At 63.1% G+C, this 21931-nt stretch carries 18 protein-coding genes; 10 read left to right on the top strand and 8 right to left on the bottom strand.

Annotation, left to right across the window (positions count from 1 at the left end):
* Nucleotides 1-24: 24 nt before the first annotated feature.
* Nucleotides 25-612: an LPS assembly lipoprotein LptE gene (gene lptE, locus EOC94_RS00890; protein ID WP_095487579.1), complete on the bottom strand. Its 588-nt coding sequence runs from the start codon at nt 610-612 to the stop codon at nt 25-27.
* Nucleotides 599-3289 (bottom strand): leucine--tRNA ligase, encoded by a 2691-nt coding sequence (gene leuS / locus EOC94_RS00885; RefSeq protein ID WP_127288335.1) that lies wholly within the window; start codon nt 3287-3289, stop codon nt 599-601. Before leuS ends, lptE begins: the two co-directional genes overlap by 14 nt.
* 143 nt (nt 3290-3432) lie before the next feature.
* Between leuS and EOC94_RS00880 the strand changes: the two genes are divergently transcribed.
* The 3 genes from EOC94_RS00880 (at nt 3433) to EOC94_RS00870 (ending at nt 5776) form a co-directional block, all read left to right on the top strand.
* Nucleotides 3433-4095, top strand: coding sequence for a YggS family pyridoxal phosphate-dependent enzyme (locus EOC94_RS00880; protein WP_126104473.1), 663 nt, complete (start codon nt 3433-3435; stop codon nt 4093-4095).
* 105 nt (nt 4096-4200) lie between these two features.
* Entirely contained in the window at nt 4201-4593 is a 393-nt protein-coding gene (locus tag EOC94_RS00875) for a hypothetical protein (RefSeq protein WP_126104472.1), read from the top strand.
* Between the two features lie 133 nt (nt 4594-4726).
* Nucleotides 4727-5776, top strand: coding sequence for an aldo/keto reductase (locus EOC94_RS00870; protein ID WP_126104471.1), 1050 nt, complete (start codon nt 4727-4729; stop codon nt 5774-5776).
* A gap of 59 nt (nt 5777-5835) precedes the next feature.
* Here EOC94_RS00870 and EOC94_RS00865 read toward each other — a convergent pair whose 3' ends face one another.
* Nucleotides 5836-6744: a LysR family transcriptional regulator gene (locus EOC94_RS00865; protein WP_127288334.1), complete on the bottom strand. Its 909-nt coding sequence runs from the start codon at nt 6742-6744 to the stop codon at nt 5836-5838.
* Nucleotides 6745-6877: 133 nt separating this feature from the next.
* Here EOC94_RS00865 and EOC94_RS00860 point away from each other — a divergent pair, with 133 nt between their 5' ends.
* Both EOC94_RS00860 and EOC94_RS00855 read left to right on the top strand, forming a co-directional pair.
* Nucleotides 6878-8059 carry an MFS transporter gene (locus EOC94_RS00860; RefSeq protein WP_127288333.1) on the top strand — a complete coding sequence of 394 codons (1182 nt, stop codon included), beginning with the start codon at nt 6878-6880 and terminating at the stop codon, nt 8057-8059.
* A 58-nt stretch (nt 8060-8117) separates the two neighbouring features.
* Nucleotides 8118-9152 (top strand): aldo/keto reductase, encoded by a 1035-nt coding sequence (locus EOC94_RS00855; RefSeq protein ID WP_127205752.1) that lies wholly within the window; start codon nt 8118-8120, stop codon nt 9150-9152.
* A 173-nt stretch (nt 9153-9325) separates the two neighbouring features.
* On the opposite strand, the gene EOC94_RS00850 is transcribed toward EOC94_RS00855, so the two are convergent.
* Nucleotides 9326-9598 carry an usg protein gene (locus EOC94_RS00850; RefSeq protein ID WP_095487597.1) on the bottom strand — a complete coding sequence of 91 codons (273 nt, stop codon included), beginning with the start codon at nt 9596-9598 and terminating at the stop codon, nt 9326-9328.
* Between the two features lie 326 nt (nt 9599-9924).
* Between EOC94_RS00850 and acs the strand changes: the two genes are divergently transcribed.
* The gene (gene acs / locus EOC94_RS00845) at nt 9925-11880 is read left to right on the top strand and encodes an acetate--CoA ligase (protein WP_127288332.1); all 1956 of its coding nucleotides are present in this window, start codon (nt 9925-9927) and stop codon (nt 11878-11880) included.
* A gap of 314 nt (nt 11881-12194) precedes the next feature.
* On the opposite strand, the gene EOC94_RS00835 is transcribed toward acs, so the two are convergent.
* The 3 genes from EOC94_RS00835 to EOC94_RS00825 all read right to left on the bottom strand — a co-directional run bounded on the left by EOC94_RS00835 (nt 12195) and on the right by EOC94_RS00825 (nt 16423).
* Nucleotides 12195-13463 carry a cyclopropane-fatty-acyl-phospholipid synthase family protein gene (locus tag EOC94_RS00835; protein WP_095487603.1) on the bottom strand — a complete coding sequence of 423 codons (1269 nt, stop codon included), beginning with the start codon at nt 13461-13463 and terminating at the stop codon, nt 12195-12197.
* 384 nt (nt 13464-13847) lie between these two features.
* Nucleotides 13848-15209: a pilus assembly protein gene (locus EOC94_RS00830; protein ID WP_095487719.1), complete on the bottom strand. Its 1362-nt coding sequence runs from the start codon at nt 15207-15209 to the stop codon at nt 13848-13850.
* 344 nt (nt 15210-15553) lie between these two features.
* The gene (locus EOC94_RS00825; protein ID WP_127288331.1) at nt 15554-16423 is read right to left on the bottom strand and encodes a transglutaminase family protein; all 870 of its coding nucleotides are present in this window, start codon (nt 16421-16423) and stop codon (nt 15554-15556) included.
* A 176-nt stretch (nt 16424-16599) separates the two neighbouring features.
* On the opposite strand from EOC94_RS00825, the gene EOC94_RS00820 reads away from it, so the two are divergent.
* A complete protein-coding gene (locus EOC94_RS00820) occupies nt 16600-17271 on the top strand; it encodes an HAD-IA family hydrolase (protein WP_095487607.1) in 672 nt (223 codons plus the stop codon).
* 22 nt (nt 17272-17293) lie between these two features.
* Here the strand turns inward: EOC94_RS00820 and EOC94_RS00815 are convergent, their stop codons facing one another.
* A complete protein-coding gene (locus EOC94_RS00815; protein WP_164547085.1) occupies nt 17294-17533 on the bottom strand; it encodes a DUF1674 domain-containing protein in 240 nt (79 codons plus the stop codon).
* Between the two features lie 105 nt (nt 17534-17638).
* Here EOC94_RS00815 and htpX point away from each other — a divergent pair, with 105 nt between their 5' ends.
* The 3 genes from htpX (at nt 17639) to EOC94_RS00800 (ending at nt 21918) form a co-directional block, all read left to right on the top strand.
* Entirely contained in the window at nt 17639-18670 is a 1032-nt protein-coding gene (htpX, locus tag EOC94_RS00810) for a zinc metalloprotease HtpX (RefSeq protein ID WP_127288330.1), read from the top strand.
* Nucleotides 18661-20055: an RsmB/NOP family class I SAM-dependent RNA methyltransferase gene (locus tag EOC94_RS00805; protein ID WP_164547084.1), complete on the top strand. Its 1395-nt coding sequence runs from the start codon at nt 18661-18663 to the stop codon at nt 20053-20055. Before htpX ends, EOC94_RS00805 begins: the two co-directional genes overlap by 10 nt.
* Nucleotides 20056-20193: 138 nt before the next feature.
* Nucleotides 20194-21918 (top strand): heparinase II/III family protein, encoded by a 1725-nt coding sequence (locus tag EOC94_RS00800; protein ID WP_095487613.1) that lies wholly within the window; start codon nt 20194-20196, stop codon nt 21916-21918.
* Nucleotides 21919-21931 lie beyond the last annotated feature (13 nt).

Here is a 21931-nt window from a genome sequence, read left to right as displayed (position 1 = left end):
AACGTCTTGATCGAGGCCGGAAAGTTAACCCGCCACCGTCTTGCCGTGCTTGACCAGATCCTGGGCGATCGACAGGCGCAGCAGGTCCGCCAATTCGCGCGCCGCGCGGTTCTCGGCGTCGATTTGCGCCCGGTAGGAGGCAAACTCCTGACGGGGCTTGTCGAAGGACGACGCTATCGAGCGCTTGCCGGTCGCGATGGTCGTGCCGGTCTTGGCGTCGGTCAGCACATAGTTCGCGGTCAGTGTCACCGTGCCCGCCGTCGGCTCGTCCTCATCGGTTGTGACCTGCACGATTGCAGCGGACTCGACAAGTTCGCTAACGCCGAGATCAAGCGAATAGGCAGGTGAAGCCGGCTCCCCCGCACCCTGGCCGAGCGCGAAGATCAGGTTGTTGCGGACCTGCTGAGCGTAGCGGGTGTTGACCGGCTTGACCGAGATGGACCCGAGTTCGGCGGCAGCGCCGACTTGCGACCCGGCCGACAACGGCGCGCTCGAATAGAGCGGGCGCACCGTGCAGGCTGAAACCAGCGCAACCGAAGCGACCAGGCCGCAAAGCGCTGCGCGGCGCAGCAAATACGTCACTTCTGTCTTCCCTAAGTCAGGCAACGACATTGACGATCCTCTGCGGGACGATGATCACTTTGCGTGGCGCCTTACCTTCGAGCGCTTTCTGCACGAAGTCGAGAGCCAGAACCGCTTTTTCGACCGCACCTTGGTCCGCGTCGCGGGCAATTGTCAAATCGCCGCGCTTCTTGCCGTTGACCTGGACCGGCAGCACGATCTCGCTGTCGACGACGAGCGACGGATCATAGGCCGGCCAGGGCCGTTCGGCGACAAATCCTGTCCCGCCCAAGGTCGACCAGCATTCGTCAGCCAGATGCGGCATCATGGGTGCGATCATGATGACCAGCATTTCCAGTGCCTGACGCAACGCTGGAGCATTTTCCGGGTTCAGACTTCTGCCACCCAAGACATTGGCCCCGCTGAGCTCACTTTTGCTGGCCGTGAAGGCGCCGGCGGGCGCAAGCGCCTGGATAGCATTGACCAATTCATAGAGCCGAGCGATGCCTTTGTTGAAAGCAATCCTCTCGATATCCTCCGCCACCTGCTTGGCGGCACGATGGGCCATACGCGACAGTTCAAGCGCGGGACCGGAAACGCCTTGTGCAGGTGATACCCCTGCCAGCGCCGGCGCGGCCTCCGACACCTGACGCCAGACGCGCTGCACGAAGCGGTGTGCGCCCTCGACGCCAGCTTCCGTCCAAATCACGTCGCGGTCGGGCGGCGAGTCGGACAGCACGAACCAGCGTGCGGTATCAGCGCCGTAGTTTGCCAAGATATCGTCGGGATCGACGACATTCTTCTTCGACTTCGACATTTTCTCGATCGCGCCGATCTCTACCGGCGTGCCGTCGCTGATCAAAGCCGCCTTTCGCTCCCCATCGATCATGTCAACCCTGACCTCCGCCGGAGTGACATACTGGCCGTTGGCGCCGCTGCCGATACGGTAGGTCTCGTGCACAACCATGCCTTGGGTAAACAGGCCATCGAACGGCTCTTCGGCCACATTGAGATGGCCGGTCGCTTTCATGGCGCGGGTGAAGAAGCGCGAATAGAGCAGGTGCAGGATCGCATGCTCGACACCGCCGATGTATTGGTTGACCGGCAGCCAGCCGTTCTTGCCGTCGACCACGGCCAATGTCGTCGGCGCAGCCTCGTTCCACGGGTCAGTGAAGCGCGCGAAATACCACGATGAATCAACAAACGTATCCATCGTATCGGTGTCGCGTCGCGCCGGCTTGCCACATTGCGGACAGTCGACATGCTTCCACGTCGGATGATTGTCTAGCGGATTGCCTGGCTTGTCGAAGGACAGGTGATCCGGCAACTCGACCGGCAAATTCTCGGCGCGCTCGGGCACGGCGCCGCAATCGTCGCAATAGATCACCGGGATTGGCGCGCCCCAGCAACGTTGGCGCGAGACCAGCCAATCGCGCAGACGGAACTGCACCTTGCGCTCAGCCTGCGGCCGATTGCCGATAGCGATGCCTGACAGCCTGGTGGCAACCTCATCGAATGCCGCCTGTGGCGTCATACCATCAAGGAAGCGCGAATTGATCATCACGCCGTCGTCGGTATAGGCCTCCTCGGTGATCTGGAAGGTCCCGGCGTCGGCACTTTCCGGCATCACTACCGGAATGACCGGCAACCCGTATTTATTGGCGAAGTCGAGATCTCGCTGATCGCCTGACGGACAGCCGAAGATGGCGCCCGTGCCATAGTCCATCAGCACGAAATTCGCGACATAAACCGGCAGCGTCCAGCTCTCGTCAAACGGATGAACGACTCGGATGCCGGTATCAAATCCCTTCTTCTCGGCGGTCTCGATCTCGGCAGTCGCCGTACCGCCGCGCTTGATATCCTTGATGAAGGCGGCCAGCTCGGCGTTGTCTTCCGCAGCCCTTTTCGCCAGCGGATGGTCTGCCGCAATTGCCATGAACGAGGCGCCGAAAATAGTGTCGGGCCGGGTCGTGTAGACCTCAAGCTCGCGCTCGCCGGCGGGCGCCGTAGCGGCAGCCAACGGCCAGCGTATCAGCAGGCCTTCTGAGCGGCCGATCCAGTTGGCCTGCATCAGCTTGACCTTGTCCGGCCAGCGCTCCAGCGTCGACAGGCTGTCCAGCAATTCCTGTGCCATCGACGTAATCTTGAAGAACCATTGCGTCAGGTCGCGCTGCTCGACCAGTGCACCGGATCGCCAGCCGCGCCCGTCGATGACCTGTTCGTTGGCGAGCACCGTCATATCGACCGGATCCCAGTTGACCTTCGCCGATTTGCGCTCGGCCAGCCCGGCCTTCCAGAAATCCAGGAACATCTTCTGCTGGTGCTTGTAGTAGCTCGCATCGCAGGTGGCGAACTCGCGGGCCCAGTCCCAAGACAGACCCATCGACTTCAACTGGCCCTTCATCGTTTTGATATTGGCGTAGGTCCAATCGCGTGGATTAACATTGTTGTCGCGCGCCGCGTTTTCGGCCGGCAGGCCAAAGGCATCCCAGCCGATCGGGTGCAGCACGTTGAAACCCTTGGCCCGCTTGTAGCGCGCCACCACGTCGCCCATCGTATAGTTGCGCACATGGCCGATATGGATGCGCCCCGACGGATAGGGGAACATCTCCAGCATGTAGTATTTCGGGCGCGGGTCGTCGTTGTGCGCTTCAAACAGCTTCTTTTCAGCCCAGGCTTTCTGCCATTTGGGCTCTGACGCGCGCGGATTGTATCGTTCGGTTGCCATCGGATGTTTTTCACTTAAAAGCAGGCACGAGCCGCCAGACATGGCCGGCGGCCAGGAAATGTCGTCGCGGTGTTCACCATGGATTGCCGGACCCGTCAACTGCGGCGATCCGGCGAGTATCAAAACTAGAGGCAGATATAGGCATGACGAGCGCCGTCGAACAGTTTTTCACGGTCAAGGCGAAGATCGCAACTGCCGAGCGCGAGGCGGGACGGCAGGCCGGCGCGGTGACGCTGGTCGCGGTCTCGAAGACCTTCGACGCCAACGATATCCGCCCGGTCATCGAGGCCGGCCAGCGTATCTTCGGCGAGAACCGCGTCCAGGAAGCACAAGGAAAATGGCCGGCGCTGAAGGAAGCTTTCCCCGACATCGAGCTGCATCTCATCGGTCCGCTGCAATCGAACAAGGCGAAGGAAGCGGTCGCGCTGTTCGATGTCATCGAGTCGGTCGACCGCGAGAAAATCGCCGCCGAACTCGCCAAGGAAATCGCCAGACTGGGCCGGTCTCCAAAACTCTACGTTCAGGTCAACACCGGTTCGGAACCGCAAAAGGCCGGGATCGAACCGCGGGAAGCCGTCGCGTTCGTCGCGCGCTGCCGTACGGTTCACGGCCTCGCGATCGAAGGTCTGATGTGCATTCCGCCAGCCGACGAGAATCCCGGTCCGCATTTCGCGTTGCTGGAGAAACTTGGGCTTGAGGCCGGCGTCGAAAAGCTCTCCATGGGCATGTCCGGCGATTACGAGACGGCGATCGCCTTCGGCGCAACCAGCGTTAGGGTCGGCTCGGCGATCTTCGGAGCCAGGTAGCCGCGTCATAGCACCGCATTGCGAGGCCTAAGCCGTGCGCTAGCTCCGAGGGAGAACCCGAGCGACCAACCATGGCCGTTCCTTTGCAATGCGAAGGAGGGCAACATGAGCAAAGAACGCGTTCCCCATAACCGATATGTCTCCGACGGGCTGCACCCGCACGTCTATCTGGCGATGGTCGGGCTTGCCGCGTGGTACGCGCTGTCGGCCTGGATAGGCTTCGGCGACGGCGGCTATACCGATTATCTTCTCGTCGTCATGACCGGATTCATCATCATCTCGGTCGCGTTGCCGGCCTTTGCCGGGCGCGTCTGGCTTCGACACCATCACCGGAGCGACACAGCCGCCCACAGCTTCGAGGACTGGATCGCTGGCGAATTCGACACCGGACAAGGTCGCGTGAGCGCCAAGACCGCGCTGGTCGAGCTCCTCCTGCCGCTCGCCGCAGTCGCCTTCGGCATGACGGCCTTTGCGATCATGGCGCGCCTGGCTGGTTGAGGCGGCGCCTTTTGCTGTTCGTAACGGCAGCGGCCTTTCCGCCAGGCCGGAAATTCGTTCTGCGGAGAGACTTGAAACGAAACGTTTCGTTCCTATTTGCCAGACGTCACCACCAAATTTCCGGAGCCGCACCATGCGCTACAATCAACTTGGAAACACGGGGATGTTCGTCTCCGAACTTTGCCTCGGCACCATGACCTTCGGCGCCGCTGGCGAAAACGCCCAATGGGGCCTGATCGCTAGCCTCGACCAGGATGGCGTCGACAGGATCGTCGAGCGCTCGCTCGCCGCCGGCGTCAATTTCTTCGACACGGCGGACGTCTATTCCTTCGGCGCATCGGAACGGCTTCTCGGCCAGTCGCTGAGGAATCTCGGTATCAAGCGGCAGGATGTGATCATCGCCACCAAAGCCCATGGCGCCATGGGCGACGGCCCCAACCAGCGCGGTTCCTCGCGCGGCCACATCATGGATTCGGTCGAGGGCAGTCTCGAGCGGCTACAGCTCGACCATATTGATCTCTACCAGCTTCACGGCACCGACACGGTGACGCCGATCGACGAGACGCTGCGGGCGCTCGACGATCTGGTTGCCAGCGGCAAGGTCCGCTATGTCGGCGTTTCGAACTGGGCAGCCTGGCGCATCGCCAAGGCACTCGGCATTGCCGACCGTAAAGGCTTTGCCCGTTTCGAGACCGTCCAGTCCTATTACTCGATCGCCGGTCGCGACTTGGAGCGCGAGATCGTGCCGCTGCTCGACGAAGAGAAGCTTGGACTGATGGTCTGGTCGCCGATGGCGGGCGGTCTGCTCTCCGGCAAATACGGACCCGGCGCGCCCGGTAATGGCGAGGGCCGCCGCGCCAGCTTCAATTTCCCGCCGGTCAATGAGGATCGCGCCTGGGCGGCGGTCGCCGTCATGCGCGAGATCGCCGGCAAGCACGGCGTCAGCGTCGCAACGGTCGCGCTGGGCTATGTGCTGGCCAAACCCTTCGTGATGAGCGTGATCATCGGCGCCAGCCGCATGGAGCAACTCGAACAGAACCTTGCCGCCACCGAATTGAAGCTCGATACCGAGGATCTTGTTCGCCTCGACGAGGTCAGCGCTCTGCCGGCCGAATATCCGGGCTGGATGCTCGAGCGTCAGGCGGCTGGCCGGCGGCCGGCGCCCTTTGCGCCGAAAAAATAATTCAATCTCACCTTCGATTGATGTTTCGGGAGCCGGCAGACTCCCGATCTTCTTTGGGCTCAACCCAACCGCACAGTCTCGACCAAAAAGTCGAGAAAGGCCCGCACCCGCGCCGGCAAGTGCTTGCCTTGGCCGACATAGACGGCATGGGTGAGCTCCTCATCGCCGGGGTTGAAGTCCTCCAGAAGCGGTACCAGCCGCCCGGCGGCGATGTCGGGCTCCACATGCCAGCGCGCCAGCCGGGCGATGCCCGCTCCGGAGAGCGCCATCAGCCGCATCGCCTCGCCATCGCTGACCAGCGCATTTCCGGTGATCGGGACGACAATGGTCTCGCCGGCTGCGCCGACGAAAGGCCAGCCGTCGATATGGCGCACGAAGCAGAAACCCATCCGGTTGTGATGATCGAGATCGGCAGGCGTTCGGGGCGTGCCATGCGTCCTGAGGTAGGATGGCGCGGCGACGACGACCACCGGACTTTGCCCGAGCTTGCGGGCGACCAACCGTGATTCGCCGAGCGGCCCGGCGCGGATCGCGACATCGGCGCGCTCCTCCAACAGGTCGATGACACTGTCGGTCAAAACCAGATCGACGGCGATTTCCGAATAGCGTTCGAGGAAGCGCGGCAAAAGCGGGATCAGCCGGTGCTGCCCGAACGGCACGTAGCTGTTGACGCGCAGCCGCCCACGCGGGGTGGCACCGGCCGCCGCCTCGCGCTCGGCTGCCGCCATGTCGGCCAGGATGCGCACGCCGCTGCCGAAGAAGGCCGCCCCCTCAGGTGTCAGTTGCAGCTTGCGCGTCGAACGGCTGACCAGGCGCGCGCCAAGACGGGCCTCAAGGCGCGCAATCAGCTTGCTCACCGCCGACGGCGTCATCCGCAAGGCGCGAGCGGCAGCCGAAAAGCTGCCCGCCTCGACGACGCGGACGAACACTTCGATCTCGCCGGAGCGGTTGATGTCGGGTCTCGCCATTCGTGAATCTATTTCACAGACAATGTGCCCGACGCAAGGCTGGTTCACAGCACATCGCGACACGATCTTCCCGGACGGGGCGTAGGAAGACACGGCGTCCCATCGAACGACCGCGATCGAAGTGGGAACCGCCATGCCTCTTGCTCTTTATGCCCTCGCCGCCGGTGCCTTCGGCATCGGTGTCACCGAATTCGTCATCATGGGCCTGCTGCTCGACGTCAGCACCGATCTCGGCGTCTCGATCTCGGCCGCCGGCCAGCTGATTTCCGGCTATGCGCTGGGCGTCGTCATCGGCGCGCCACTGCTGACCATCGCCACCGGCCGCTGGCCGCGCAAAACCGTGCTTCTGGCGCTGATGGCGATCTTCACGCTGGGCAACCTCGCCTGTGCGCTCGCCCCCGACTACTGGACACTGATGGGTGCCCGCGTGCTCACCGCCTTTGCCCACGGCACCTTCTTCGGCGTCGGCTCCATCGTTGCGACCGGGCTGGTGGCGCCCAACAAGAAGGCTTCGGCGATCGCCCTGATGTTCACCGGCCTGACCATTGCCAACATCCTCGGCGTGCCCTTCGGCACCTGGCTCGGCCAGGCCTTCGGCTGGCGGGCGACCTTCTGGGCTGTAACCCTTATCGGCATCGTTGCCTTCGCCATCATTCTCCTGCTGGTGCCGCGCAGCCAGACAGAGCCGGAGAAGAGCGACCTGCGCGGCGATCTCGCCGTGCTCGGCCGCGCGCCGGTTCTGCTTGGTTTCGCCACCACCGTGCTTGGCTATGCCGGCGTCTTCGCCGTCTTCACCTATATCGCCCCCTTGCTGACCGAGATCACCGGTTTTGAGGAAGCAGCCGTGTCGCCGATCCTGCTTGTCTTCGGCGGCGGCCTCATCGCCGGCAATCTCGCCGGCGGCAAATTCGCCGACCGCTGGCTGGTGCCTTCGGTTCTCGGCAGTCTCGTCGTGCTGGCGCTGGTGCTCGGCTCGATGACCTTCGCCCTGCACAGCCAGGCAATGGCCGTCATCTATGTCGGCCTGCTCGGCGCCGCCGCCTTCGCCACTGTGGCGCCGCTGCAGATGTGGGTGCTGGAGAAAGCGCAAGGCGCCGGCCAGAGCCTCGCCTCGTCCTTCAACATCGCCGCCTTCAATCTCGGCAACGCCGCCGGCGCCTGGCTCGGCGGCATGGTCATCGCCCATGGTCCCGGCCTCGGCGCCGTCACCTGGGTCGCGGCCCTGCTGCCGCTCTCGGCGCTGGCCGTGGCGGCACTGGCGCTTCGCCTCGACCAAAATACCGTCCTCGCCACACCGGAAATCGTGCGGTCATAGGTCGGCAAACCTCAATCACTCTTCAAAAACTCATCCGACATCATCAAGGAGCAAAACCATGGACTATCGACGTCTAGGCGCCTCGGGCCTGAAGGTCCCGGCACTCTCGTTCGGCGCTGGAACCTTCGGCGGCTCAGGCCCGCTGTTCGGCGCCTGGGGCAACAGCGATGCGACGGAAGCGCGGCGGCTAATCGATATCTGCCTCGAGGCCGGCGTCAACCTGTTCGATACCGCCGACGTCTATTCGAACGGCGCCTCCGAAGAAGTGCTCGGCGCGGCCATCAAGGGCCGCCGCGACGCGGTACTGATCTCGACCAAGACCTCGCTGCCGATGGGTGATGGACCCAACGATGCCGGCTCCTCCCGTTCGCGTCTCATCAAGGCCGTTGAGGACGCGCTCAGGCGTCTCGGCACTAATTACATCGACCTGCTGCAACTGCATGCTTTCGACGCCGGAACGCCGATCGAGGAGGTGCTGTCGACGCTGGACAGTCTCGTGCGCGCCGGCAAGCTGCGCTATGTCGGCGTGTCCAATTTTTCCGGCTGGCAAGTGATGAAATCACTCGGCCTGGCGGACAAGCATGGCTACCCGCGCTACGTCGCCCATCAGGTCTATTATTCGCTGGTCGGGCGCGACTATGAATGGGAGTTGATGCCGCTCGGTCTCGACCAGGGTGTCGGTGCGCTGGTGTGGAGCCCGCTCGGTTGGGGCCGCCTGACCGGCAAGATCCGCCGCGGCGAGAAGCTGCCGGAAAAAAGCCGGTTGCACGACACCGCGAGCTTCGGGCCGCCGGTCGATGACGAACATCTCTACCGGGTCGTCGATGCGCTCGACACTGTCGCCCAGGAAACCGGCAAGACCGTGCCGCAGATCGCCATCAACTGGTTGCTGCAGCGGCCGACCGTCGCCTCTGTCATTGTCGGCGCGCGCAACGAGCAGCAGCTGCGCCAGAACCTCGGCGCCGTCGGTTGGTCATTGACATCAGACCAGATGAAGAAGCTCGACGCAGCAAGCGAAGTCACCGCGCCCTATCCGTATTTTCCGTATCGTCGTCAGGAAGGCTTTGCCCGGCTCAGCCCGCCCGCGGTTTAACCCCGCTCGATACATCAAATGCCCCGGGGACAGGGCATGTTGAGATTCAGGTCAGGGCGCGCCGAGAATGGTGGCTTCCGAGAACCGGAGCGGAGCGTACTTAAAGTACGTGAGCACCGGAAGCGCAGGAAACCGCCATTCGCAGGCCGGCCTCACCTGAATATCGACATGCCCTAATGCAGCACGAACTCGCCGTCGACTTTGTGCCACTCATTCGGCGCGATCAGCTTCTGGTGCGTATAGCTCACCGAATGCAGCGGGCCATCGAGCTTAGTCTGCCAGAACTCGATGAACCGGATCAGCACCGGAAATTTCGGAGCGATGTCGTAGTCCTGCCAGATGAAGCTCTGCAGCAGATGCGGATGATCGGGAAAATGATAAAGAATCTTGGCCGTGGTCAAGCCATATCCCCTAAGCATCAGGTCCATTTCGGATTGGTCGCGCATTTCGATCCTCTGGGTTGATTCTCCTTTCCTCCCAATGCGAAATTGTGCGCGCTATTTGCTTAATCGTCTATTGATTTTTTGTGGCGTAGACCGGGTTTACTACATAAAAACATGCAGTTAGCAGCGATCCTGCCTGAGTGCTGACAGCAGTGAGACAAGCTTCTGCGGCATCCCGCCGCGCAAATCCCCAATCTTCTATCAAACCGAACGTCTAATGTTGCCGTCACCGCGGAACTGTTAATAATGCGCGCGAATTCGCGGCCGCTTCGCCGTGATGCCGACGGCGGTCAAGCCGGGCGGCCTGGTTTCGGGAGGAAAGTGAAGAAATGTCCGAGGTTCATGTCCATCGCGTCCAACCGGCGTGGAAGAAGAATGCGCTGATCGACAATGACACCTATTTGAAATGGTATGCCGACAGCGTGAAGAACCCGGACAAGTTCTGGGGCAAGCACGGCAAGCGCATCGACTGGTTCAAGCCCTACAGCAAGGTCAAGAACACCTCCTTCGACGGCAAGGTCTCGATCAAATGGTTCGAGGACGGCGAGACCAATGTCTCGTGGAATTGCATCGACCGGCATCTGAAGAAGCGCGGCGACCAGACCGCCATCATCTGGGAAGGCGACAACCCTTACGACGACAGGAAGATCACCTATAACGAGCTCTACGGCCATGTCTGCCGGCTCGCCAATGTGATGAAGAAGCACGGCGTCAAGAAGGGCGACCGCGTCACCATCTACATGCCGATGATCCCGGAAGCCGCCTATGCGATGCTCGCCTGCACGCGCATCGGCGCCATCCATTCGGTGGTCTTCGGCGGCTTCTCTCCGGACGCGCTGGCCGGCCGCATCGACGACTGCAAGTCGACCTTCGTCATCACCGCCGACGAGGGCCTGCGCGGCGGCAAGCCGATCCCGTTGAAGGATAATACCGACAAGGCGATCGAGATCGCCGCCAAGGCCGGAACGAAAGTCGAGAAGGTCGTGGTGGTGCGCCGCACCGGCGGCAAGACCGGCTGGGTGGCCGGACGCGACGTCTGGTACCACGACGAGGTCGCGACGGTTAAGGCGGAATGCAAGCCGGAGAAGATGAAGGCCGAGGACCCGCTGTTCATCCTTTACACGTCGGGTTCGACCGGCAAGCCGAAGGGCGTGCTGCACACCACGGCGGGCTATCTCGTCTATGTCTCGATGACCCACCAACATGTCTTCGACTATCATGACGGCGACATCTACTGGTGCACGGCCGATGTCGGCTGGGTCACCGGCCACAGCTATATCGTCTACGGGCCGCTCGCCAACGGCGCCACCACACTGATGTTCGAAGGCGTGCCGAACTACCCGTCGCAGTCCCGCTTCTGGGAGGTCATCGACAAACACAAGGTCAATATCTTCTACACCGCGCCGACGGCGTTGCGCGCGCTGATGGGCGCCGGCGACGCCCATGTCGCCAGGACGTCGCGAAAGTCGCTGCGTGTGCTCGGCACGGTCGGCGAGCCGATCAATCCGGAGGCCTGGGAGTGGTATTTCAACGTCGTCGGCAACGGCAAGGTGCCGATCGTCGACACATGGTGGCAGACCGAGACGGGCGGCATCCTGATCACGCCTCTGCCCGGCGCCACCCACCTTAAGGCAGGTTCCGCGACGCGGCCGTTCTTCGGCGTGAAGCCGGAACTGGTGGACGGCGACGGCAAGGTGCTGGAAGGTGTTGCCAGCGGCAACCTCTGCATCGCCGATTCATGGCCAGGCCAGATGCGCACCGTCTATGGCGACCACGAGCGTTTCGAACAGACCTATTTTTCGAGCTATAAGGGCAAATACTTTACCGGCGACGGCTGCCGCCGCGACGCCGATGGCTACTACTGGATCACCGGCCGCGTCGACGACGTCATCAATGTCTCCGGCCACCGCATGGGCACGGCCGAGGTCGAATCCGCGCTGGTTTCGCACGAGAAAGTCTCGGAAGCTGCCGTCGTCGGCTATCCGCACGACATCAAGGGCCAGGGCATCTACTGTTACGTCACGCTGATGGCAAGCGAGAAGCCGAGCGAGGAGCTGCGCAAGGAACTTGTCGCCCATGTCCGCAAAGACATCGGCGCCATCGCCACGCCCGACAAGATCCAGTTCGCTCCCGGCCTGCCGAAGACCCGTTCGGGCAAGATCATGCGGCGCATCCTGCGCAAGATCGCCGAGGACGATTTCGCCGCGCTCGGCGATACCTCGACGCTGGCCGATCCGGCGGTCGTCGACGACCTCGTCGCCAACCGGCAAAACAAAAGGGCTTGATGCAGGCAGCAACCGCCACAACGTGCGCAAATCTCGGCGTCTACTGCTTGGTCGACCGGCCGGCCCGTGTCGAGAGATGATGCGGTTCGTTTAGGCGGTGCAGAACATTTGAGATGAGGGCGGGACAGCGCCCCCCTCTGTCCTGCCGGACATCTCTTGGGGGGAGATCGGCAGTTCGGGCGCCGCGCCCAGAATACCACGCCGGCGATTGGCGAAAGCCGTGGTGACGGCCAATCTCCCTCCTTGTGGGGGAGATGTCCGGCAGGACAGAGGGGGGCGCGAAGGATCGCGGCAGAACGCAACATGTGTGCTGATCATCGATACAAATCCGCTCGCGTCGGCGGCAGACCGCTTGGACCCCGCGCCCGCTTGGTGACGACGGTCTGGAAAATCTGCGCCGAGGCGCGTTCGAAAGTGATTGAACAGCCGGTGAGATAAAGCAGCCAGAGGCGCGCCTTGGCTTCGCCGACCTCGGCGATCGCTTCGTCGAAGCGTGCGTGCAGGCGCTCGGCCCACAGGCGGCAGGTGCGGGCGTAGTGCTCGCGCAAATTCTCGACATCGTAGACGAGGAAGCCGTGCGCTTCGAGATTGCCGAGCGTCATCCCGATCGTGTCGAGCTCGCCGCCGGGAAAGATGTATTTGATCAGCGCCTTGAATTCCGGGCCTTTGCGCAAGGTCTTCTTGATGCTGCCCTTGTCGCGCCGGGTGATGGCGTGATGCAGATAGATGCCGCCCGGCTTGAGCAGGCGATGGATGGTCGAGAAATAGGCCGCGTGGTTGGCGAGCCCCAGATGCTCGAACATGCCGATCGACGAGATCTTGTCGAAGGAGCCGGACAGCTCGGCGTAGGATTTTATCTCGATGGTGATGCGATCCTCCAGCCCCTCGGCGCGGACGCGCTCGCGGGCTAGCTGGGTCTGGGCTTCCGACAGCGAGACGCCGTGGCCGACGACACCGTAATTTTTCGCGGCATGGATGAGCATGGCTCCCCAGCCGCAGCCGATGTCGAGCAGCCTTTCGCCCGGCTTCAGCCGGAGCTTGCGGCAGATGTGGTCGAGCTTGTCTTTCTGCGCCTGGTCGATGCCGTTGGCGAAATCGGTGAAATAGCCGCAGCTATAGACCATGCGTTCATCGAGGAAGAGGCGGTAGAAGGCGTTCGAAATGTCGTAGTGGTGCTGGATCGCTTGCCTGTTCGACCCGCTGACGAAGGGGTTGCGCCCGGAAAGGTTGGTCCGCGCCGCCATCTGCTTTCTCGAAAACAGCACGGCCGGCAAGTCGCGCAAGATCGCGAGTTTCGGCAATGTCTTTAGCTTCGTCCTGAGCTTGCCTTGCGAAGGCAGGGCGTAGAAATCGAACAGCGATCCGCCTTCCACGTCGATTGTCTTGGAAATCCACATTTCGATCAGCGTCGAAAGGGACGGCCGGCGGATCACCTGCCAGACAATGTCCTGGTCATTGATGGTGAGCACAGGGCCGGTGACCGGCCCGATCCGCTCGCCGGTCCACAGCCTGACCGCGAAACCCGGCTTCAGCGTTTCGATAGCCGTTCGAACAATCCGTGCTGCCTTGTCGGCTGCCTCCATTCCCGTCCTCTCATGCTCAGCACGCTGGCGGTCCGGCGCCGACTTTGCCTGTCCGATCGGATAGTCGCAAGCCGCTAGCGACAAGCTCGCACGGCATTTTCACCATGGCGCCTTGCCATTTGCGGATCGACACCCCATCATGAGGGCGTGTTCAACAAATCGAAAGGAGGTGATCCGATGTCGAGTGATTTCGTTTTCCAGAACGTGGCCTCAGCGGATTGCACTTTCGGGAAGCAGTCTTCCCGTTAAGGCGCGAGATGCGCGGCTGGTGACGTAAAACGTCGCCGCCATGGGCCGCGCCATGGACGGAAACACGGAAGGCCGCCGACTTCGAAAGAAGCGGCGGCCTTTTCCTTGTTCTGGACCCCGTTTGGTCAATGCCCTCTACTTGGTCAGTGCCAGGCTTTCGATGTTGCGCGCTATGTCCTGGAAAGCCTGATTGAGTTCCGTCCCGTTGGCGGCCTGATAGAAGTGCTTGATCTTGGCGGTATCCGGGCTCGCGCAATTCTGCAGTGTCGCCTGGGCATTCTCCTCGTTGAGATCGAAACCGATGGTGAAGATTTCGATGCCCTTGTCGCGCATGGCGGTACACAGCGTCTTGGCTGCCGTGCGAGTCGGTTCCTTGCCGGCATCATTGTAGACCTCACCGACAGTGCTGGCGTCGAAATAGGACAGGTTAAACTCGCCGTCGGTCATCAGGATCGCGATTTTGGCGACCTTTTTCGGATCCGCCTTGGCCGGCCGCTGCGAAGCATTCATCACGCTGCCCCAGTTTTCCGAAAGCATGTACCAGGTCCACTGCACGCCGATATGGCCCGCGGTGCCGCCCGACGCGACAAAGTTCTTGATGACGTTCTTGAGCGCCGTGGCGTCCGCCGTCAGCGGCTTCAACGCGGCGGCCGGGCAGGCAGCCGTGCCGGTCTGCCAGGCGAAGGACGACAACAGGTAGTCGCGATTGACCATGCTGACATCGGGACCGGCATCCGAATATTGATAGGTGCCCTTGCGCTCGGTGGCGCAATTGTCCGGACGCGTTAAGCCGGAGACGTACTGTACGGCGCCATTGCCGGGCGCCTGCTTGCGCTGGCTGGTCGAGGTTTCGACATAGACGCTGCTGCCGGCAAGCGCGCCGGCATTCACCGAATTGGCGTAGGGCACGATGGAGACTCGCACCCGTGGCTTGGCGGGGTCCTGACCGCTCAGGAAGCTGTCGACCGCGTTCGCCGCAGCCGTCCTCAGATCGATGATTTTCTGGCCCGCCATCGACCCTGTGACGTCGAGCATCATCGCCACTTCGATCGTCTTGTCCGAATAGACCGCCGTCGTCGATGCGGCAACGCGCTTCATATCACCCATGCTGAAAATCGGAAAATAAAGGCCGACATCGACATAGACGTCCGCCTGGACCGTCTTGGCGATTTTGTCGACTGTCAATTTGTCGAGGACGATCTGGTCAGCGCTCAGGATGCCCGCTTGGCTGTTGGCGTTGAGAAAGGCCTGCACCGATGTGTTGGCATCGGCCTCCTTGATAACGCCGGTCGTCAGGTCGCGCGCCGTCGAGGTCACCGCCGCATCGACCACGCCTTGCAGGCTCGACTTGGCGTTGGAGAGCTGGGAGACGTTGACGGCAAAGCCGGCGCCCAGTGCCAGCACCGACGCGACGATGCCGAACAGAACCGCAAAATTTCCGCTGCGATCCTTGGCAAAGCCGCCGATCGCGTCAACAAGACCCCCAAAATGCCGCATGCTTCCGCCTCCATTCGCCAACGACATCGAGGTCGTGTGAAGGCGCATTGCAGGAATCCGGCCGGATGGCACCGCCAAGGGACCAACAGCCAACGGCTCATTGTCAAACCATTGTTTCTGCTTGGTTTGGGAATGCGACAGGGTGAACAACCGGTAAACGACAAGCCGCTGCGGCAGTTTCGTTTACGAAATGCTTACCATGATCCCGCCGTGTGCCGTGGAGCACAAGAACTCGGTCCCGATCCGGCACAGACGGGCTGTGCCGAAGCGGATCAGGCTCACCAGATCTGTAGGACAGCCCCGGATGATAGTAACAGCGGGACGCACGCCGTTCGCCTGCGCTTCTATGCCAGCATCTGCGCGCTGACGGTCCTGTCGACGCCGCGATGGGGCGGGTTGAACAAGTTGCTTTCCTGCTCGTAGGTCCAGACCTTGAACAGCCCAAGCCGGTGCGGGCCGAAACTGTGCAGCAGCGGCACGTCTGTCGCGTCGCGGCCGCGCGCGATGACGATGCGGCCGATCCTCGGCATGTTGTGGCGGGGGTCGAACGCGTACCATTTGCCATCGAGGAACACTTCCAGCCACGCCGAAAAATCCATCGGTGCCGGGTCGAGCGGCACGCCGATGTCGCCGAGATAACCGTTCACATAGCGGGCGGGGATGTTCATGCAGCGGCAGAGCGTGATCGCCAGATGAGCGAAGTCGCGGCAGACGCCGACGCGCTCTTCATGCGCCTGCGCCGCCGTGCGTGTCGGGCGCGCATAGCCGTAGCCGAACGACAGACGGTTGTGGACATAGTCGACGATCGCCTGCACCCGCGCCCAACCGGAGGGAACAGGGCCGAAAACCTGCCAGGCCAATCCGCCGAGGTGGTCGGTCTCGCAATAGCGGCTGCCGAGCAGATAGCAGAGCACGTCGTCGGGCAACTCCGCCACCGGCACTTCCCTGGCCAGTAGGTTGACCTCGTCGGCCTCGCCGCTATCCTCGACGACGGCGTCGTAGAGAATGCGAAAGCCGCCGCCAGGCGCCGTGAAGCGACGGCAGGTGTTGCCATAAAGGTCGTGATAGAGCCTGGTTGGGACGGCCGGCGAGGTCAGCACGCGCGTCTGCCGCTTGATGTCTGCCTGCCGCTCCTTGTGGATCTCGAGCAGCGAAATCACCGGGGTGGCTTCCGCACAGTCGATGGCGATTTCGTAGCCGAGCCGAATCAGCATCGCGGTTCCACCCCTTTTTGAGCATCGCGGAAGACAGTCTGGTGAACGCGAGACGGCTCGCCGTGGTTCCCTGGCATTGTCGAAAACGCGGCCTCGCGCCTTCCCATGCAGCCGACGCGACGTTACGGTCGATCGACAGGCTTTGATCTCTCCGAAACAACCTCCCGGGATAGCAGATGTTCGCAGGCAAAAAATTCGCAGCCTTCCTGTTCGACATGGACGGCACAGTGGTCAATTCGATTGCCGCGGCAGAAAGGGTATGGGCAGATTGGGCACACCGGCAAGGTCTCGACGTTGCTGCATTCCTGCCGACGATCCACGGCGTGCGGGCGATTGAGACCATAGCTCGGCTGGCGCTTCCAGGCGTCGACCCGATGCGCGAAGCCGATGCGCTTCTGAAGGCCGAGGTGGCCGATATCGACGGCATCCTTCCGATCGCCGGCGCCGCGGCGTTTCTGGCGTCGCTGCCGCCCGAGCGCTGGGCCATCGTCACCTCTGCGCCGCGCGAGCTGGCTCTCCTGCGCATCGCGGCCGCCGGCATCCCGCTTCCCGCTGTCCTTGTCGCGGCCGAGGACGTTTCCCACGGCAAGCCGGCGCCCGATTGCTTCCGGCTGGCGGCCGAGCGGCTGGGCGTCGATGCGCGCGACTGCCTCGTTTTCGAAGATGCGCCCGCCGGAATATCGGCGGCCGAGGCGGCAGGTGCTGCGGTCATGGTGATCAGCGCCACGCACCAGCATCCGCTGCAAACGCCGCATGCCGCAATCGCCGGTTACGACGCGATCGGCATCGCTGTTGACGACCGCGGCTGGATCGCCCTCGAGCCGGAGCGCGCCGCCGAGGTCTGCTAAGCCTCAAGTATCAGGGTCGTGCCTAGAAATCGCTGGTCAGGCCCTTGACCTCCCAATCGCCATAGCGGCCGGGCTCCTTGCCGCCACGACCGCCGATCTCCCGGGGCATCGCGGCTTCCTGCTGGCGGTAGTGTTCGCGCCGTGCTTCCGCTTCCGCCAAGGCGCGGCGGGCTGCCGGCGTCAGCGTCTTTTGCAGCGCACGGTGACCGGGGCCGGCATTTGTATTACCGGTTTTGCCTGTTTTACTGGTTTCGTCGATCATGCGATATTCCCGGATTGAAACAGGGCCAAGCGTTTCCCATCATATAGCGATGAGCCGACAAGGATCGACCCCTTTTACGCAGCGCCGGCAGAAACGGAGCAGACGATGAACACACTTCGCACCGCCATGCTTTTGGCCGCGATGACCGCGCTGTTCATGGGCGTCGGCTATCTGATCGGCGGATCGGGCGGCATGGTGATCGCCTTGCTGATTGCCGCCGGCATGAACCTGTTCAGCTATTGGAACGCCGACAAGATGGTGCTGTCGATGCACCGCGCGGTCGAGGTCGACGAAAGGAATGCGCCGGAATATTACGCCATCGTGCAGAGCCTCGCCAGACAGGCCGGCCTGCCGATGCCGAAAACCTATCTGATCGACAACCCGCAGCCCAACGCCTTCGCCACCGGCCGCAACCCGCAGAACGCCGCGGTCGCCGCCACCACCGGACTGTTGCAGCAACTGTCGCCTGAAGAAGTCGCCGCGGTGATGGCGCACGAGCTCGCCCATGTGCAGCACCGCGACACGCTGACCATGACGATCGTCGCCACGCTTGCCGGCGCGATCTCGATGCTCGGCAATTTCGCCTTCTTTTTCGGCGGCAACCGCGACAGCAACAATCCGTTCGGCTTTGTCGGCGTGCTGGTGGCGATGATCGTGGCGCCCTTTGCTGCGATGATCGTGCAGATGGCGATCAGTCGTACCCGCGAATACGAGGCCGACCGGCGCGGCGCCGAAATAGCCGGAAACCCGCTTTGGCTTGCCTCGGCCCTTGACAAGATCGCCCGTGGCGCCGAACGCATCCGCAACCCGGATGCCGAGCGCAATCCGGCGACCGCCCACCTCTTCATCATCAATCCTCTTTCCGGCGAGCGCATGGACAGTCTGTTTTCCACCCACCCGAATACCGATAACCGCATCGCGGCCCTGCAGGCGATGGCGCGGGACATGGCGGTCGGTGGCGGATCCGCCCAGTCGCGGCCGCAAGCTCCGATGCCAGATCAGGCCGGCGATCAGCAGCCTTCGGGCCCGTGGGAGCAGGCAGCACAGCAGCCTGAGCAGCCGGCGGCGCAACCGGCCCGGCCGAAATCCAATCCCTGGGGCCGCAATCCGACCGGACCCAAGGGTCCGTGGTCGTGAGCGAAGCGAAACGCCGGCACCGAATTTCAGGCGATCATGAAAACAATGCGGTGAGCCCCGGCGAGCCCGTTGCCGGCCTTGCCGCGCGCAAGGCGGCCGCACGGCTGCTTGCTGCCGTCATCGACGCGAGGACGCCGCTTGACGGGCTGACCGACCATGAGAACGGCCATCCGCAATACAAGGCGCTGGATCTGCGCGACCGGGCGCTGGTGCGCGCCATACTGGTCACCGCGCTGCGCTTCCGCATGACCATATCGGGGCTGCTGGCCCGCCGCCTGGAAAAGCCGCTGCCGCCCAATGCCACCGCGCTTTCGCATATTCTGCATGTGGCGGCTGCACAGATCCTGTTCCTCGACATTCCCGACAGCGCCGCCGTCGACCTTGCCGTGACCCACGCCAAGTCCGATCCGCGCACGGTGCGCTTCTCTGGTCTCGTCAACGGCGTGCTGCGCACGCTGGCGCGGTCCAAGCAGGCCGAGCTGGCTGCAGCGCTTGCCGCCACCGATGAAGCGCCGAAATGGTTTTCCGACCGGCTGAAGGCCGCCTATGGCGTCGACAAGGCCAGGCAGATTCTCGCCGCTCATCGGCACGAGGCGCCGGTCGATTTCACCGTCAAGTCCGATCCCGCGTTGTGGGCCGAGCGGCTTGGCGGCATCGCGCTGCCGACTGGCACAGTGCGGGTGGAAAAGCTCAGCGCCTCCGTCACCGAGTTGCCAGGCTTCGAAGATGGCGCCTGGTGGGTTCAGGATGCCGCGGCAAGCCTTCCGGCCCGGCTCTTCGGCGACATAAAGGGTTTGCGCGTCGCCGATCTCTGTGCCGCCCCAGGCGGCAAGACCGCCCAGCTGATACTTGGCGGCGCCAAGGTCACCGCGATCGATTCCTCAAAAAACCGGTTGGCGCGGCTCTCGCAGAATCTCGAGCGGCTCGGCCTGTCCGCAGAGATCGTTCAGGCCGATCTGCTCAAATATGAGCCGAAGGAACTGTTCGACGCCGTCCTCCTCGACGCGCCCTGCTCTTCGACCGGCACGGTGCGGCGGCATCCCGACGTGCCTTGGACGAAGACCGCGGCCGACGTCGAAAAGCTCGCCGATCTGCAGCGAAGGCTACTCGCCCGCGCCGTCACCCTGGTCAGGCCCGGCGGGCGCATCGTCTTTTCCAACTGTTCGCTCGACCCGCTCGAAGGCGAGGCGCTTCACCGCGCGTTCCTCGCCGGGACGGCTGATATCGTCGACGATCCGCTCCGCCCGGGAGAGATCGCCGGCATCGATCCGTTCCTGACGCCGCAAGGCACGCTGCGCACCACGCCCGCCGATCTCGATCTCGGCTCACCGGAACGGTCCGGCCTAGACGGCTTCTTCGCCGCCCGGATGCGCAGAGCCGGCTAATGCTAAAAATTTGACGACTATTTAGGTTGAATCCTGCGGAAAACAGGCTGAACTCCAAAGCTTCCGATGAATTCGCCTTCGCATAAGTTCTTGAATCATATAAACTTGTCTTCGGCTTGAGGGCTATGAGGAGGGCTTTTGGCGATCGCTGCCGGCAGCACGACACGTCTATGGACGCTTGTCGCGAAGGAGTTTTGGCGCAAGACGCGCCGGCGCCTGCGCGCCGGGCCGGTCTATCGCTGGCGCTACTCCGGCCGCACGCCGGAACGCGTTTTGATCGCTCCGCCGGACCTGCGCCTGGCCGACCCCCAGATCGCGCTGGAGATCTACTATGGCCGCTATCCGCTGTCGGGACATCTGGTCGAGACCGGCGGCAAATCGCCCTTCCAGATCGCCGTGCCCAATCCCGGATGGCAAAAGGCCCTGCACGGTTTTCGCTGGCTGCGCCATATGCGCGCCGCCGGCACCGAGCTTGCCGCCGCCAACGCGCGCGCGCTGGTCTCCGACTGGATCACTATCCATGGCAGCCAAATTTCCGGTGTCGCCTGGGAGCCCGGCACGACGGCCAAGCGCGTCATCGCCTGGCTGCAGCATTCCTCGGTGGTGCTGCAGGGCGCTGAATTTCCCTTTTACCGGGCATTCCTGAAATCGCTGGCCGTGCAGATCCGCTATCTCAGGGCGATGGCACGCGAGATGCCGGACGGCAAGGACAGGCTGCGCGCCCGCATCGCGCTTGCCTTTGCCGCTTTGTCGCTACCGGCGCCGGCATCGGCTTTGCGCGGCGCGACCCGCAACCTGGCCGAAGAGCTTGACCGTCAGATTCTGCCGGATGGCGGCCATATTTCCCGCAATCCGATGACCGTGCTTGAAATCCTCGCCGACCTTCTGCCGTTGCGCCAGACTTATGCCAATCAAGCCGAGACGCCGCCGGCGGCGCTGATGGGCGCCATCGACCGTATGCTGCCGGCGCTGCGCTTCTTTCGCCACCAGGACGGCAGCCTCGCTCGCTTCAACGGCATGGGCGCGACCATCCACGACCGCATCGCCACCATTCTGCGCCACGACGACACCGCCGGCGCGCCGTTGCTGCACGCGCCACATTCGGGCTACGAACGCCTCTCCATGGGCGGCGTCACCGTGGTCGCCGATACCGGCCTGCCACCGCCCATCGACGTTTCCAACGCGGCGCACGCCGGATGCCTGGCCTTCGAGCTGTCGTCCGGCCGCCAGCATTATGTCGTCAACGCTGGCGTCGACACCTATGGCGCCGCCGAATTCAGGCCGCTTGCCCGCGCCACGGCCGCCCACTCGACCGCCACCATCAACGACACCTCGTCGGCGCGTTTCAGCCATTCGCTGCGCGTCAACGATCTCCTCGGCACGCCGTTGATCGGCGGCCCGCAGCATGTGCCTTGCAAACGCACCGACCAGCCGGGCAGCCAGGGTTTCCTGGCCCGTCACGACGGCTATGTCGCGCGCTTCGGCTTGCTGCATGAGCGCGAGCTGAAATTGTCGACGAACGGCAACGTGCTCGCCGGCAGGGACCGTTTTCAGCGGCCCGGCAATGCCGCGATCCGCAACAATGGCCGCGATTTCGTCACGGTGCGCTTCCACATCCATCCCGACATAGGCATGCTTCAGGACGAGCACGACCGCCTGGTGCTGGCCGCTGACCAGGCCGACACCTGGGTGTTCACCTGTACCGAGGTGGCGCCCGAGGTCGAGGAATCCATCTATTTCGCCGGTCTTGGCGGCCCGCGCCGCAGCCGGCAGATCGTGCTGGCCTTCAGGGCATCGGAGGTTTCCGAAGTCCATTGGCAACTGACGCGAACGGTCATCGCCGGTCATCCGGAAAAAAGCTGAGACTGCGGCTAGC

It is taken from the genome of Mesorhizobium sp. M6A.T.Ce.TU.016.01.1.1 (assembly GCF_003997065.1).
Lineage (GTDB): Bacteria > Pseudomonadota > Alphaproteobacteria > Rhizobiales > Rhizobiaceae > Mesorhizobium > Mesorhizobium mediterraneum.
The sequence above is the reverse complement of the archived record's forward strand: the minus strand, read 5'-3'. Positions and strand labels throughout refer to the sequence as shown.